Below are 13,929 nucleotides of genomic sequence, written 5' to 3'. Positions count from 1 at the left end.
GTCACGCCCGTTCGAAGCACGCGAGGTTCCCCACGGCCTCGAACCCCCGCCTGCGGTACCACTCCTGCGGCCAGTCCTGGGCGTCGGCGACCAGGAACCGGGTGCCGCATCCGCTGTCCGCCGCCGTGCGCAGCGCGGTGCTCAGCACGGCGTCGCCGTGGCCGTGCCGCAGGTGGGCCTGTGCGGTGACCAGCTCCTCGATCTGGGCGATGCCGGACGCCGGGTCCAGGTAGAGGTCCGCCCACGCGGCGACCTCGCCCTGTGGCGTACGGGAGGCCAGGAAGCGGACCTCGGCGGCGCCCCGGTGGCGGACCGAGCGCCGCTCGACGAGCTGGCGGATCACCGCGTCGCCGGCGTCGGGGAGGAACACCCGCCACTGCCGCTCCAGCGCCTCGCGCAGCGCGTCGAGTTCGACCACGGCGGCGCTGCCCGCGGCCTCCGGCACCGGTCCCGTGTGCTCCATCAGCACGTACGCGGACCTGCTGTACCCGGCCCGCAGCAGCGGCTCGGTGCAGGCCTCCCCGGCCGTCTCGTCGAGGACGTACACCATCCGGTGCGAGAGGTGCCCGAGTGCGGCATCCACGGTCCGGGGCAGCGCCAGGGGGTCGAACTCCCCGTCCATGACGACGAGGTTGTTGCCACGTGAGTGCGGGAACGCGGGGTCGTAGGCGGCGAACCCACCCGGAACCTCGGCGGTCCGGGCCGCCTGCCGCCGGGAGAAGCCGGCCACGAAGGAGAGCAGGGCGGAGCGCTGGAGATCGGGCATGGAGGCACCCTAAGGACGCAGGGACCCCTGACGCGAGTCTATTGATCACCGGCTCGTGCGGTACGCCCGCTCCCCGGCTCCTGCGGTACGTCGCCGGGGGCGCCCGGCGACGTACCGTCCACCCCCTGCCCCAGCAGCCCCCGCATGGTCTCCGCCGCCTCCACCGAGGCCGTCGCGCAGCAGTTGTTGAACAGCACGTGCACCCGCCGTGCCCGTTCCGCGAGCGCCTCCACGCGCGGCACCCACGCCCGCAGCTCCTCCCGCGTGTACCGGTGCCGGTAGCTCTCCTCCTTGCTGCCGGTGCCCCACTGCGCGCTGCGCCCGTGGAACCGTACGACCGCGAGGTCCCCCGAGGTCGCCTCCGCGACCGGTGGCAGCGAGGAGGCCAGCCCCTGCGCGGTGTCGACGGCCACCAGCGGGATCTGAAGCTCCCTCAGAAAGTCGATGGTGTACGGGAGTTGGTCCGGCTCGAACCAGCCGGGATGGCGGAACTCCACGCTCAGCGGCAGCCCCGCCCGCTCCCGGCACTCCGCCACCAGCGCCCGCGCCCGCGCGTCGGGCGCCAGCCACGGCGAGAACTGGAACAGCACGCTCCCCAGCCGACCGGCGTTCCGCAACGGAGCGATCCCCGCGTGGAACTGCCGCCACAACTCGTCCAGCACCTCCGGCGCGAGGTCCCGCCTGCGCACCCGGGACCTGCCACGGGCGGCCTCCCGCAGCTCGCGCGGAAGCGCCGAACTGCGGGCGCTGTGCCCGGTGAACAGGGCGAACGCCTTGACGTCGAGGACGAAGTCGTCCGGAGTCCGCTCCACCCACAGCCTGGCCACGCGTTCGGTGGGCAGCGCGTAGAAGGTGCTGTCCACCTCGACCAGCGGAAAACGCGAGGCATAGTGCCGCAGCCGCCCCTCGGCGTCGCGGGCGCCCGGCGGGTACCAGCCGCTGGCGACGAGCGCGGGGTCGGTCCAGGAGCAGGCGCCGACAAGGATCTTCCCCGTGGTGGTGGGCGTAGTGTCAGTGATGCCGCCTCCCGGAGTCGTGCGTGTGGGACGCGGGTACCTCGTACGCCCCGGGCGAAACGGAGGGGGCGAGCTCTCGCACCGCTGCGGCACCCCGCCGACCCGTCACTACACCGCACGGGTGATCGAGCAGGCGAACGTACGCCTCGCCGACCATCGGGCGGGGGCGGCCGGGGCGTGCCGGTTCAGGGTGCGTGCGCCAGGGTGTGGATCTCCGTCACGATCCGCTCCCACGACGACTCCGGCACCTCGTGCCCGACCCGGGGCAGCGGCACCAGACGGGCACCGGGCACCCGGGAGGCGATCGTCCTCGCCGCGCGCGGCTTGATCAGGGGGTCGTCCTCGCCGTGCAGGACGAGCAGGGGGCGGTCGATCCCGTCGATCGGCGGCCCGTGCCACCGCGCCCCGATCTGGCGGCTCTGCGCCTCCTGGTCGTGCACCCCGCCGTCCGGGTTGGCCTCGACGGCCATGCGGGTGGCCGCCGCGTCGAAGGGACGCCGGGGGGAGGCCAGCAGCCGGGCCACCTCGACGCCTGCCGCCACCGTGCCCTCCGGGGTGTCGGGGAACTTCAGCCGGGCGAACTTGGCGAGAGTGCCGAGCCTGATGTACCGGAGGGCCTTGAGCCCCGCCACGTCGCCCGGCACGGAGGCCATGGTGGTGAGCGTGCGCACCCGCTCCGGGTGGCGCAGGGCCACACGCTGCACGACGGCGCCGCCGAGCGAGAAGCCGACCAAGTGGGCCGATTCCCAGCCCAGTTCGTCGAGTACGGCGACGGCGCACAGTTCGCCCGGGCGGAACTCCAGGCCCGCGCGGCGCCCACGGGCCGGGCAGCCGCCCAGGCGGCCTACGTGGCCCGGGCCGCGACGAGCGGGCCCCACCCGCACCTGCGCGCCGCACTCTCCGGGTCCGTGGAGCCGGACCCCTCCACCCTGTTCGAGCAGACAACCCACCGCCTGCTCACCGGCCTCCTCACCCCCGGCTCCCACGATTCCCTTGCCCCCACCGCCCCCGCATGAGACGGTGCCACCGCCCGGCTTCACGGGCCCCTCACCCCGAAGGACTGACGCCAATGAACGCGGCGAGCCGCCACGGCCGCCGTCGGCCCTGACCGCCCTGCCCCTTCGGCACGGCGCGCTCAGCGGCGCGTACGGCGGACGCATCCCCCGTCCCGTACACACACGCCGTACACCTTCGTGAGGTCATCCACACCATGGACATCGACGTCCAGAGCTTTGCCGCGCACAACCTCCGCCGCCGCCCCGAACCCCTCGAAACCGGCGGATTCGTCGCCGGTTTCGACCCCTCCAGCCCCAGCCCGTACCTCAACTACGCCACCCCCCTCCCCGGCATCCGCCCGACCTCCCGGGACGTCGCCGCCCTTGTCGGCGCGTTCCGCGAGCGCGGGCTCCTGCCCCGCCTGGAGTTCGCCCCCGACGCGGTGCCGGCCGTCGAGCCCGCCCTGCGGAGCGCGGGATTCACCACCGAGGCGGTGCACCCGTACCTGGTGTGCACCCCGGACACGTTCGATGCGCCGGACAGTGGACCCCGTATCGAAGTCCCCCGTACGGACGCGGAGTTCGCAGCCGTCGACGCCGCACTCTCCGAGGTGTACGGAGGCGACGCCTTCCCCGCGTCCGCGGCGGGCGCGGCCAGGCTGCGCCGGATCGAGGCGGGTGGCGGTGCGGTCCGCTTCGTGCGTGCCCCCGACGGCAGTTGCGCCGGTGCTGCCACCTGCTCCGCACCTGCCGAGGGCACCGCGGAGCTCGCCGGGGTCGCCACCCGGTCCGCATTCCGGCGGTGTGGCATCGCCGGAGCGGTCACGGCCGCGCTGACCGGGACCCTGTTCGCCCGAGGGGCCCGCTCCGTCTGGCTGGAGTACGAAGGGGAGGGCTCCCGGCGCATCTACGAACGGGTCGGCTACCGGCCGCACGGCACCCGCCTGTACATGGTGCTCGGTGGTATGAATCATGCGGTCACGCCATGAACGCCGCCGCAGCTGCCCTCCCTCATGCGGAACTCGCATGATCGATTGGTAGGGTGGGCGGCATGGGACTGACGTTGCAGGAGTCGCTGCGGCTGACCGTCGCCGCACTGATGCAGGCGACCGGCCACTCGCAGCGCACCGTCGCGGACATACTCGGACTGACGCAGACCCAGGTCTCGCGCCGTCAGTCCGGCACCGCCGCCTGGCAGCTCGACGACGTCGACGCCCTCGCCGCCCACTACGGCATCCGCCCGTTGGACCTGCTGGACGGTCCGACGCGGGCGTGCGAGGCGTTGCCGGACGCCCATCGACGTACCACCGCGCACGCCACCACGAGCTCCGCCGCGCGCACCACCTCTCGTACCACCCGGGCAAAGGGGCCGACCCGATGAGTGACTTCGACGCCATCGACTCGCTGCTGTCCGGCGTGGCCCCCCAAGTCCCGCTGCCCGACCCGGCCGAGCGCCGTGACCTGCGCGAACGGGCCCACCTCTCCAAGGCCCGCGTCGCCGAGGCCCTCGGGGTCGGCGTGAGCACCGTCTCGGGGTGGGAGGCGGGACGCGACCCGATCGGCGAGGTGCGCAAGCGGTACGCGTACCTGCTCGACGGACTTCGGGTGAAGCTGGCTCCGGAGCCCGAACCGGACGAGGAGCCCGAGGAGGAGCCTCAGGAGGAGCCCGCCGGGGCGGCGGCCGCCGTGGACGACGACGTCGAGGTGCTCTCCGTGCCCGAGCCGTGTGTTCTGTGCGGCAACCCGGCAGCCCAGCGCATCGACGGCTTTGCGCAGCACCTGGATCCGGCGGCGTGCGAAGCCGCGTGCGAGCCCGCGCGCGCGAGCGCCTCCGGGCCTGCGCCGTCCGCGCAACCGGCCCCGGACCGGAAGGCCCCCACCCGTACGACCGCGAAGGCCCGCCCCGAGGCCAAGCCGCCGCGCGGCCGTGCCTTCCAGGACGAGTCCGGGCCCGGCGACCTCGTCACCCGTGCCGTGGAGGCCGCCCTCGCCGAGCACGGCGGGGACGTGGACGGCGCCGTCGCCGCCCTGGTCAAGCACGCGATCCCCGACGCGATGGTCCTGCTCGACGAGACCCGCAAGGGGGCCCGGTACGACGTCGTCGCGCACCCCGCGCTGCCGAAGATCCTGCGCAAGCAGACCGCGAAGGGGGCCGACCAGATCTGGGAAGCGCGGCCCAAGTGGACCCGGCGCGCACTGCCCGCCGGCGCCCACGAGGTGACCGCGCTCGACATGAACGCGGCGTACCTCTCCGCGCTCAAGACGCACCTCCCGATCGGCCAGTTGGAGCACTCCACCGGCTTCGAGCACGACCGGCGCCGGGCCGGGGTGCACCTGATCACGCCGCCGGACTGGGACCACGACGACGTCCTCCCCAACCCCATCGGCAACCGGGACGAACCCGGCCCGCTCTGGGTGACCGAGCCGACCCTGCGCCTGCTGCTGCGGCTGTCCGGACCCAAGCACCGGCTCTGCGAACCCCCGGAGATCCACGAGTCGTACACCTCGGGATCGACCGAGAACCTCCTGGAGAAGTTCCGCGTCACGCTCACCGACGCCCGCGCCCTGGCGATCGAGGAGGACGACGAGGTGACGCTGGAGTACGTGAAGGCGATGTACTCCAAGTTCGTCTCGACCATGGGGGAGTCGAACTACAACCGGGAGCTGTACCGCCAGGACTGGATGCACCTCATCCGCTCCCAGGCCTTCGCCAATCTGTGGATGAAGGCCTGGAAGGCGCACGAGGAAGGGCTGCACGTGGTGCGGGCCATGGGTACCGACGAACTCCACGTCGTCGGCGACTGGCGTCGTGTCTTTCCCGAGGGCAGGGGGGTTACGGAGGTCAAGGTGAAGGACACGTACACGGTGGGGGAGGGGAGCTAGCCAGTGCCGGAGAAGAACATCCAGTTCGGCCTGTTCGGCGCGCGGGGCATCAAGGGCGGCGAGGCGGTGGCCAACCAGCTCGACCGGCTCGCGGGCGGCATCACCACGCCCGTCACCGCCAAGCGCGGCTGGACGGCCCGGCTGAACTACCTCACCCGTACCCCGCACGCCGTACGGGCGGCCAGGGCCGCGGGCCTCACAGTCACCGACCGCACGCTCAAGGCCTGGCGGGACGGGAAGCGGCAGCCGTCGCGGGCCAGCCTGGAGAAGATCGAGCGGGCCTACACGGTCGTACGCCGCCAGAACGTCTCGAAGCACCTCCTCAAGCGGCTCAACCGCGACGGGCGCGGCACCCGCATCGAGATCCACCCGCTCAACCAGTCCCAGGTGCCGCAGCCCCACAAGCGCGTACTGAGCATGCGCACGATGAACGTCCGCGACTGGGACGCGCTGGTCGCCGCGTGGGCGGCCGGTGACACGGGCGGTCTGGAGACGGCCTGGGACGACACGGTGGTCGACCTCGGATCGGACTGGGGCCAGTACGAGTACGTGTCGAACGTGGGGTTCGCGGCGTAGTCCCCAGGGGGCCCGGAACCGGCGTCGGCCGTCCCCGCGCGGGCAGCGACATGATCCGCCGTTGCTGGGCGCTCGTGGCGACGGAAAGGGGGGTGGCACCACCGTTCGCGTGATGTCCGCCGAACCGGACGGTGCAAAGCGGGGCAAAAGACGCCGCAGGCCCGAAGATCACATTCTCGAACGGTGTGCAGGGCGTAGGACGAGAAGGCGGGCCCCCTTTCCGATGACCTCATTCGCGGCGCAGGACTGCACGGTGCTGACCGGACGAGCAGGCGCCCCTCACCTGACGCCGGTACTGCTGGAAGACATGTTCCGGCTGCGCCACGACGTCTTCCACCGGCGGCTCGGCTGGGCCGTCGGCGTCCACAACGGCCTGGAACGCGACGAGTTCGACGACCTCGACCCCGTCTACGCCATCGCGGTCCACCGGCCCAGCAGTACCGTGGTGGGCTGCGTGCGCCTGTTGCCCACCACCGGCCCGAACATGCTCCGCGACGTACCGGCCTTCCGTCCGGCTCTGTGCGGGCGGCCCGCGCCCAGTTCACCGCACATCTGGGATGCCAGCCGGTTCGCCCTCGACCCCCGAGTCCGCCCGGCACCGGCGGACACCCCGCCACCCCGCCTGGGCCCGCGTGGATTCCAGCCCGTGCCCCGGGCGCTGCTGGCCGCCGCCGGCCGGTACGCGGCGGATCGCGGTGTCGAGGAGTTCGCCGGACTCTCCGGAGTGACCGTCGAAGCCAAGTTCCACGCCAGCGGCATCCCGACCACCCGCATCGGCGACCCGCCCTGCCGCATCGGCTCCGTGCTCTGCACGGCCTACCGCTTCGCCGTCGCCGACCTCGTCGCACTGGCCCCACCCGTTGCCGCGCCAGGCGCGGTCGACCAGCTCATCTCCTGAAACCCGTGTGCCGTGAGGAGGGGTGCGGCCCGGGACGCCCCTCTGCGGACAGGCCCTCTGCCCGCCGCACTCCGCGCTACGTGATGGACGTGTCGCCGAGCGAGACCAGCAGGCGGCGCAGTTTGTCGGCGAGGTCGGCGCACTCCTCGCGGTCGAAGGAGGCGAGCATGCGGGCCTCGTTCGCGAGGTGGCCCGTCATGTAGTCGCGGGTGATCTCGTGACCCTTCTCGGTCAGGCGGATTTTCACCGAGCGGCGGTCCTCGGTGCCCCGGACCCGTTCGACCAGGCCCTTGGCCTCCATGCGGTCGATACGGTTCGTGATCGCCCCCGAGGTGACCATGGCCGCCTTGCGGAAGGCGCCGGCGGTCAGTTCGTACGGAGGGCCGGAGCGCTGGAGAGTGCTCAGGATGTCGAACTCGCCCAGTTCCAGGCCGCGTTCGGCGGCGAAGGAGCGGAACTCTTTCTCCAGGGCGACGCCGAGACGCTGGAGTCGGCCGAGGACTTCGACGGGCCAGAGGGCGTCGGTGAGGTCGGGGCGTTCCCGGGCCCAGAGGCCGACGATCGCGTCGATCGAGTCGGTCGAAGCAGGTGCGTCGGTCGCGTCAGCCGCATCTGTCGCTTCGGTGCGGGGTGCAGGGGGCGTGTCGGTCATGGCCCCAGGGTATCTCAACGTTGAAACACTTGACGTTGAAGCAGTGGCGGTGTTTTTATCTCAACGTTGAAATTGTCAACCTTGAATGAGTGCTCAGGGAGTTCCCGTGGTCACCACCGCCCCCGTCCTCCGCCCCGCCGGCTTGAACCGGCCCGCGCCGCCCTCGCCCCTCTGGCTCGCGCTGCTGGCCGCACCCGTCGCCACCGGGGCCAACGCCCCCGTCCTGATCCTTCCGGACATCGCGCGCTCCCTGGGCATCCACACCGCCCAGGCCACCTGGATCGTCACCGTCTTCGCCTGGGCCATGACCGTCGGCACCCCGCTCCTCGGCGCCCTCGTCCGCCAACGCGGCCTGCGGGCCACCCTCCTGGCGAGCGCGGTCACCGCCGTAGGGGGCACCGTCCTCGTCGCCCTCGCGCCCTGGTTCCCCCTGGTGCTCCTCGGCCGCGCGGCGCAGGCCGCGGCGGGGGCCGGGCTGGTGGCCGTGGCCATGAACCTCGCCGGGTCGACCCGGCGGATGGGGGCCGTCACCGCCGGGTTCGGCGTCCTCGGCGCGATGGGGCCGCTCCTCGGCTCGCTCCTCGCGCAGGCCGTCAACTGGCGTGCCCCGCTCGCCCTTTCCGCGCTCGCGCTGCTCGCCGTCCCCGCCGTGTGGCGGCACACCGGGCGCGACGCCGCCGTGCCGCGCGGCACGACCGCGTTCGACGCCGTCGGGGCGGGGCTCGTCGTGGCGCTCGCCTCCGCCCTCGTGCTGATGCCGACCGCACCCCTGCCCGGCCTGCTCGCCGCTGCCGTCGTGGTCGTCCCGCTCGTCCTCCACGTCCGCCGCCGTCCCGACGGCTTCGCGCCCGCCGCCGTGCTGCGTTCGCGGACCTTCATCGGGTCGGCCCTGCTCGCCTTTGTCTTCTCGACCTCGTACTTCATCCTCCTGTTCGCCCTCCCGGAGCTCGTCCGCCGTCGCACCGACTGGAGCACCGCCGCCATCGGCACGGGTCAGCTCGTCGCGCTCCTCACCGGCTCCCTGCTCTCCTGGCTGCTCGCCGCCGCCGCGAACCGTCTCGCCCACCGCAAGGTGCTCACGGTCCTCGTCGTCCTCGGCACGGCCGCGCCCCTGACCGCCGCCCTCGCCCCCTGGGGGCCCGCGCTGCTCCTCGCGGCGGCCGCCGCCGTCTTCGTCGCCACCGGCAGCAACGCCGTCCTCTCCGTGCGCACCGCCCAGCACGCCTCCGAGGCCCAACGGCCCTCCGCCATCAGCCTGTTCGTCCTCTGCTACCAGCTCGGCGGCGCCCTCGGCCCGGCCCTCGCGACCGTGCTCGTCCTGAACCGGTGACTACGGGGTCCCGCCGAGCAGCAACTCGCCGAGCGGAGTGCGGACATGACGCACCGACAGACCGGTACGGGTCGTCGTCAGGAGGCCCGCCGCGCGCAGGGCCGAGGCGTGGGAGGAGGCCGTCGCGTTGCTCACGCCGGTGCGGTGGGCGAGGCCCGTGGTGGTCTGCGGCTCGTCGAGGGCGCGCAGGAGCGCCAGCCGGGTGCGGCCCAGCACCGCCGTCAGGGGGGCGTCGGACCGGTCGGGCCCCGGCTCCGCCTCCGGGAGCAGCGGCAGACCGGGGCCCGCCGGATAGGCGAGGGAGACCGGCCGGTCCGTGAGGTCCTGGAGGTCCTGGAGGTCCTGGAGGTCCTGGAGCAGGGGACCCTGCCGCCAGTGGAAGGTCGGCCGCAGCAGCAGTCCGCGCCCGGCGAGACGCACGTCCCGCCCGGTACCGGGGCCGGTGCCGGGGCCGTCCGGCTCGGGCCACTCCCAGACCCCGTCGCGCATGCGGGAACCCGGGGCCAGGGCCGTGAGGGCCGCGCCGAGGCCCTGCTGCGCGACCGTGAGTGCGTGGCGGGTGAACTCCGCGCGGTGCAGGTCCTGGATCAGCGGCCAGACGGGCGCGAGGGCCGCCGCGTACGCCGCCCGCTGTCCCCGCTCCCAGGTGCGCCAGGCCTCCGGCTCGCCCGCGTGCAGGGCCCGTATCCAGGGCGGGGCGGCCCGGCGGCCGTCGTACGAACGCTCCAGCCCTTCTCGTACGAGAGCGGGCTCGGCGGACCTGATCAGCGCGCACCCCTCGTCCAGCGTGTCCCCCAGGACGTCGAGGAAGGCGGGCGGACGGCCGTCCGGGACGAGGCCCGCGAGGGGCTCGACGGCACGGGGCAGGGAGCGGAGCAGTCGGCTCCGCCAGTGGGCGAGGAGGGGATCCGGGTGCGGGGCGGCCAGCGCCATCAGGGCCGAGTGCAGTTCGGGCACGGGCGAGGGGCGCGGGGCGAAGCGCACGAGGGCGAGATCGGCCGCCGTGAAGTGCACCCGGATCATGCGGATTCCCCGGGGAGGGGGCGGGGCGGGGGCGGTCCCTCGTGGGGGCGGGGCCTGAGCGGTGCCTCGTGGGGGCGGGGCGTGGGCGGTGCCTTGTGGGGTCGGGGTGTGGGGGACACCTCGTGGGGTCGGGGCGTGCGTGGTCCCTCGTGGGGGCGGGGCCTGAGCGGTGCCTCGTGGGGTCGGGGCGTGGGCGGCACCTCGTGGGGTCGGGGTGTGGGCGGCGCCTCGTGGGGTCGGGGCGCCGGTGACACGTCGTGGGGGCGGGGCCTGCGCGGTCCCTCGTGGGGTCGGGGCGTGGGTGGCACCTCGTGGGGTCGGGGTGCGCTCAGCTTCCCGGGGGAGGGGTTCGCGCGCCCCGTGTCCGTTCCTGTCATGCGCATCCCCCGTTCCGCGCAAGCCTTTTGGCCTGGGTCGTAAGCCTCGTCCTGGTGGCGGGCCCGTCATCAGGATGCCTCCCATGACTGACAATCCCGCACCCGGCCGCCGTTCCCTCCTCAAGGGCGGCGTCGCCGCAGCACTGGCCCTCGGGGTCACCCCTCTCAACCCGGCCCGGGCAAGCGCCGGTTCAGCCGCCGGGCTCAGGCTCCGGCTGCCCGCGCCCACCGGACCGTACGCCGTCGGCGCCGAGGTCGCGTACCTCGTCGACCGCAGCCGCAACGACCCGTGGACGCCCGCGATCGGCGTACGCGAACTGATGGTCACCGTCCTGCGCCCGGCCGCACCCGGCCCCGGACACCGCCCGCATCCCGCCGCGTCCGGCGGACGCCACCCGGGCCCGGCCGCACCCAGCGCCGGACACCACCCGGGCCCGGCCGCACCCGGCGCCGGACGCCACCCGCGCCTGCCGCAGCTCACGCCCGCCGCAGCCAAGGCGTTCGCCGAACTCGCCCCGCTGGTCCGCGCGCCGTACCTGCCCGGCGCCGGGGTCGACTGGGCGGCCACCCTCACCCATGCCCGCACCGGCACCACCCCGCTGCCCGGGCCCCGTCCCACCCTCCTGTACAGCCCCGGCGGCGGCGACTCCCGGACCATGGGCAGCGTCCTGGCGACCGAACTCGCCTCGCACGGCTGGACCGTGGTGACGGTCGACCACCCGGGCGACGCGAGCCAGGTCGAGTTCCCCGGCGTACGCCCCGGCCGCCCCGATCGCGTACGCGGCACGGAACTCCGCCCGAATCCGGACGCGGCGACCTTCCGCACCATGATCGGCACCCGGGTCGCCGACCTCCGCTTCGTACTCGACGCGCTGCGGCCGGCCAAGGTCGGGCTGTACGGGCACTCGGCGGGCGGCACCGCCGTCGCCCAGGCCTTCCACGAGGACCGGCGGGTGGCCGCGGCCGTGAACCTGGAGGGCTATCTCGACGGCCTGGACGGCGAGTTGTTCCCGGTGGCCCGTCACCGTCCGGACCGCCCGCTGCTCCTCGCGGGCACCGACGGCTTCCGCGACGCCCGCATCGACCGCTCCTGGTCCGCGCTGCTCGCGCACGGCGGCCCGGTCGCCCGGCGCGAACTCGCCCACGCGAACCACTGGGCCTTCACCGACTACGCGGCCCTGGTCCCGCAGCTCCAGCGGGCGGGCCTGATGACGGCCGAGCAGCGCACGGGCATGGTCGGGGCGGCGCGTCCGGAGACGGCGGGACGTCTCGTACGGGACTTCTTCGCACGGCACCTGCCGGTGTGAGGCGGCCTCGACGCGGCTGGCATCATCACTGCCCATGGAACCTTCGGAAGCTGCGGAACCCTCCGGGCTGCGCTTCGCCGCCGTGCTCCTCGACTTCGACGGGGTGCTGAACCTGTGGGACCCCGACGGGATGTCCGCCCTGGACCGGGCCAGGGGCCTGCCCGAAGGGACCCTGGCCCGGGCCGCGTTCGAGGCGGAACTGCTGGAGGCGGCGGTCACGGGCCGCCTCACCGACGAGGAATGGCGGGCCCGCGTCGCCCTCGCGCTGACGCCGACCTGCGGCTCCGCGGACCGGGCGCGGGCCCTGGTCGCCGCCTGGAGCGGCCTCAGCGGCCGGATCGACACCGAACTCCTCGACCTGGTGGCCGCGCTGCGGGCGGCCGGGGTGCCGGTGGCGCTGGTCTCCAACGCCACCACCCGTCTGGAGTCGTACCTGGAGGCGAAGGGCCTGGCCGCGTCCTTCGACGCGGTGCTCAACACCTCCCGCCTCGGCATCGCCAAACCGGACCCCCGCGTCTACGCGGAGGCGGCCCGGCTGGTCGCCACGCCCCCGGACCGCTGCCTGTTCGTGGACGACACCCGCGCCAACGTCACAGCGGCGAGGGAGGCGGGCCTGACGGGCCACCACTACCGGGGCGTGCCCGAACTGCGCTCGCTCGTCGCACCGTTGCTCGGCTGAGACGATCAGACGGCGGCGATCAGACGTCGACGATCAGACGTCCGTATGCGGTACGACCGGCCGCAGCACCATCAGCGGGCCCTCCCGCCGCGCCTCCATCGCGAAGGCGAACCGGTCCGTCTGCACGCACAGTCCGACGTCCTCCGGGTGCGAGCCGCTCCGTACGCCCGTGGCGAGTTCCTCGGCGGCCCGCGAGTCCCGTGCGCGCTTGACGTACGGTTCCGCCTCGGCCTCCCCGCCTCCGGCGTGCGCGGCGATGTACTCGGCGCAGGCCAGGTCCTCGTCGGCCCGGCCGTCCTCACCGGTGACGACGTAGGTCACCTCGGCGGCCCCCCGCTCCCGCAGCACGCGGGCCGTCGCCCCCGCGACCACGAAGCTCGCGCAGAGGATCAGCGGTGCGTCGGCGACGGCCAGGGCGCCCACCGTCCCGGCGGTCGTCTTCTGCACCACGGTGCGGCCGGACAGCTCTGCCGATCTGAGCAGCGCGGGCGAGTTGACCGCGTCGAAGCCCTCGGTGAGGGCCCCGTCCTTCAGCGCGAGCCAACCCGGGTTCGCACTCTTGAGGGCCAGCGCCTCGTCCAGCGTGGCGGCCAGGACGATCTTCTCGGCGCCCCGCTCGAAGGCCCAGGCGGCCACGGTGAAGGCACGCATGACATCGATGACGACAGCGGTGCGGGGCACGGGGGCGCCCGCCAACTCCGGTATTCCTGCGAAGACATGATCCATCCGGGCATTCTCCCTCAGGCTCCGCACAGGCTCTGCGCAGGCTCCGCGCGCACGAGAGCCAAAGACGCCCTCACCCCTCCAGGCTGCCGAGCGCCTCCCTCAGCCACTCCTTCTCCGCCGTCCCCGTGGCCCGCGCGATGCGCAGCATGCCCTGGCGGAAGAGGTCCGGCTCCTCCTCGGCCCGCACCGGCTCGCCGTTCCGGTAGAAGAAGCTGGCCGGGGCGTCCAGGAAGGCCTGCCTGCGGCGCAGTACGGCGGCCTGTTCGGCGCGGTCCGGCAGGTGCCGCAGGAACGCGAGCAGCGTGAAGAAGCGCTGCCCGTCGGTGATGTCGCCCTCGGCGGGGGAGCGCAGCCTCGCCAGGAGTTCCTCGCGTCCCGCGCCGGTGAGGGACAGCGTGTGGCGCGGGGCGGAGCCGGTGCCGGGCTCGGTGCGCCGGTCGATCAGGCCCGCCTTGGTCAGCCGGGTGATGGCCGGGTAGAGCGCGCCGTCGCTCACCGGGCGGATGTGCCCGCTGAGGCCTTTGATGCGGGCCTTCAACTCGTAGCCGTGCAGGGCCTCTTCGTACAGGAAGCCCAGAATCGACAGCTCCAGCATCCGCCGAGTCCCCTTTCGCGTCGGTGAGCGCTGCGCCGCGCCTCGTCGGGCGGGGTGCCCGCATCTTGTCGGGCGGGGTGCCCGCGCCTTGCCAGTCCCGTTCCGC

16 protein-coding genes are annotated in these 13,929 nt (G+C 73.8%); 9 read left to right on the top strand and 7 right to left on the bottom strand.

The window, feature by feature from the left end; translation table 11 throughout:
- Position 1 precedes the first annotated feature (1 nt).
- From ACIO3O_RS02255 to ACIO3O_RS02245, 3 genes are all read right to left on the bottom strand, one after another.
- Complete coding sequence (locus tag ACIO3O_RS02255; RefSeq protein WP_401740842.1) at positions 2–766, bottom strand: GNAT family N-acetyltransferase; 765 nt, start codon at positions 764–766, stop codon at positions 2–4.
- Between the two features lie 38 nt (positions 767–804).
- Positions 805–1,785, bottom strand: coding sequence for a DUF72 domain-containing protein (locus tag ACIO3O_RS02250; RefSeq protein WP_401741842.1), 981 nt, complete (start codon positions 1,783–1,785; stop codon positions 805–807).
- Positions 1,786–1,967: 182 nt separating this feature from the next.
- Positions 1,968–2,585, bottom strand: coding sequence for an alpha/beta fold hydrolase (locus tag ACIO3O_RS02245; RefSeq protein ID WP_401741840.1), 618 nt, complete (start codon positions 2,583–2,585; stop codon positions 1,968–1,970).
- Between ACIO3O_RS02245 and ACIO3O_RS02240 the strand changes: the two genes are divergently transcribed.
- The 6 genes from ACIO3O_RS02240 (at position 2,517) to ACIO3O_RS02215 (ending at position 7,134) form a co-directional block, all read left to right on the top strand.
- Entirely contained in the window at positions 2,517–2,798 is a 282-nt protein-coding gene (locus tag ACIO3O_RS02240; protein ID WP_401741913.1) for a hypothetical protein, read from the top strand. The two genes, ACIO3O_RS02245 and ACIO3O_RS02240, sit on opposite strands and share 69 nt — an antisense overlap.
- Positions 2,799–2,992: 194 nt before the next feature.
- The gene (locus ACIO3O_RS02235; RefSeq protein WP_401740839.1) at positions 2,993–3,766 is read left to right on the top strand and encodes a GNAT family N-acetyltransferase; all 774 of its coding nucleotides are present in this window, start codon (positions 2,993–2,995) and stop codon (positions 3,764–3,766) included.
- A gap of 62 nt (positions 3,767–3,828) precedes the next feature.
- Entirely contained in the window at positions 3,829–4,158 is a 330-nt protein-coding gene (locus tag ACIO3O_RS02230) for a helix-turn-helix domain-containing protein (RefSeq protein WP_401740837.1), read from the top strand.
- Positions 4,155–5,660 carry a helix-turn-helix domain-containing protein gene (locus ACIO3O_RS02225; RefSeq protein WP_401740835.1) on the top strand — a complete coding sequence of 502 codons (1,506 nt, stop codon included), beginning with the start codon at positions 4,155–4,157 and terminating at the stop codon, positions 5,658–5,660. The genes ACIO3O_RS02230 and ACIO3O_RS02225 overlap by 4 nt, the downstream gene beginning before the upstream one ends.
- 3 nt (positions 5,661–5,663) lie before the next feature.
- On the top strand, positions 5,664–6,236 hold the full coding sequence (locus ACIO3O_RS02220) for a transcriptional regulator (protein WP_401740832.1): 573 nt from the start codon (positions 5,664–5,666) through the stop codon (positions 6,234–6,236).
- Between the two features lie 223 nt (positions 6,237–6,459).
- Entirely contained in the window at positions 6,460–7,134 is a 675-nt protein-coding gene (locus tag ACIO3O_RS02215) for an acyl-homoserine-lactone synthase (RefSeq protein ID WP_401740829.1), read from the top strand.
- A gap of 76 nt (positions 7,135–7,210) precedes the next feature.
- Here the strand turns inward: ACIO3O_RS02215 and ACIO3O_RS02210 are convergent, their stop codons facing one another.
- Complete coding sequence (locus tag ACIO3O_RS02210; protein ID WP_401740826.1) at positions 7,211–7,786, bottom strand: MarR family winged helix-turn-helix transcriptional regulator; 576 nt, start codon at positions 7,784–7,786, stop codon at positions 7,211–7,213.
- Between the two features lie 106 nt (positions 7,787–7,892).
- Between ACIO3O_RS02210 and ACIO3O_RS02205 the strand changes: the two genes are divergently transcribed.
- Positions 7,893–9,116: an MFS transporter gene (locus ACIO3O_RS02205; protein WP_401740824.1), complete on the top strand. Its 1,224-nt coding sequence runs from the start codon at positions 7,893–7,895 to the stop codon at positions 9,114–9,116.
- Here the strand turns inward: ACIO3O_RS02205 and ACIO3O_RS02200 are convergent, their stop codons facing one another.
- Positions 9,117–10,139, bottom strand: a complete 1,023-nt coding sequence (locus tag ACIO3O_RS02200; protein WP_401740821.1) for an ArsR/SmtB family transcription factor — start codon at positions 10,137–10,139, stop codon at positions 9,117–9,119. It lies immediately after the preceding gene.
- A 460-nt stretch (positions 10,140–10,599) separates the two neighbouring features.
- Between ACIO3O_RS02200 and ACIO3O_RS02195 the strand changes: the two genes are divergently transcribed.
- Positions 10,600–11,823 carry an alpha/beta fold hydrolase gene (locus tag ACIO3O_RS02195; RefSeq protein ID WP_401740819.1) on the top strand — a complete coding sequence of 408 codons (1,224 nt, stop codon included), beginning with the start codon at positions 10,600–10,602 and terminating at the stop codon, positions 11,821–11,823.
- Positions 11,824–11,857: 34 nt separating this feature from the next.
- The gene (locus ACIO3O_RS02190) at positions 11,858–12,502 is read left to right on the top strand and encodes an HAD family hydrolase (RefSeq protein ID WP_401740817.1); all 645 of its coding nucleotides are present in this window, start codon (positions 11,858–11,860) and stop codon (positions 12,500–12,502) included.
- Positions 12,503–12,535: 33 nt separating this feature from the next.
- On the opposite strand, the gene ACIO3O_RS02185 is transcribed toward ACIO3O_RS02190, so the two are convergent.
- Positions 12,536–13,228: a 2-phosphosulfolactate phosphatase gene (locus ACIO3O_RS02185; RefSeq protein WP_401740815.1), complete on the bottom strand. Its 693-nt coding sequence runs from the start codon at positions 13,226–13,228 to the stop codon at positions 12,536–12,538.
- A 70-nt stretch (positions 13,229–13,298) separates the two neighbouring features.
- Positions 13,299–13,823 carry a PadR family transcriptional regulator gene (locus ACIO3O_RS02180; protein ID WP_401740813.1) on the bottom strand — a complete coding sequence of 175 codons (525 nt, stop codon included), beginning with the start codon at positions 13,821–13,823 and terminating at the stop codon, positions 13,299–13,301.
- Positions 13,824–13,929: the final 106 nt, after the last annotated feature.

This window comes from Streptomyces sp. NPDC087440 (assembly GCF_044744005.1).
In the GTDB taxonomy this organism is placed as follows: domain Bacteria; phylum Actinomycetota; class Actinomycetes; order Streptomycetales; family Streptomycetaceae; genus Streptomyces.
This window is presented reverse-complemented; position numbering and strand designations above follow the sequence as displayed.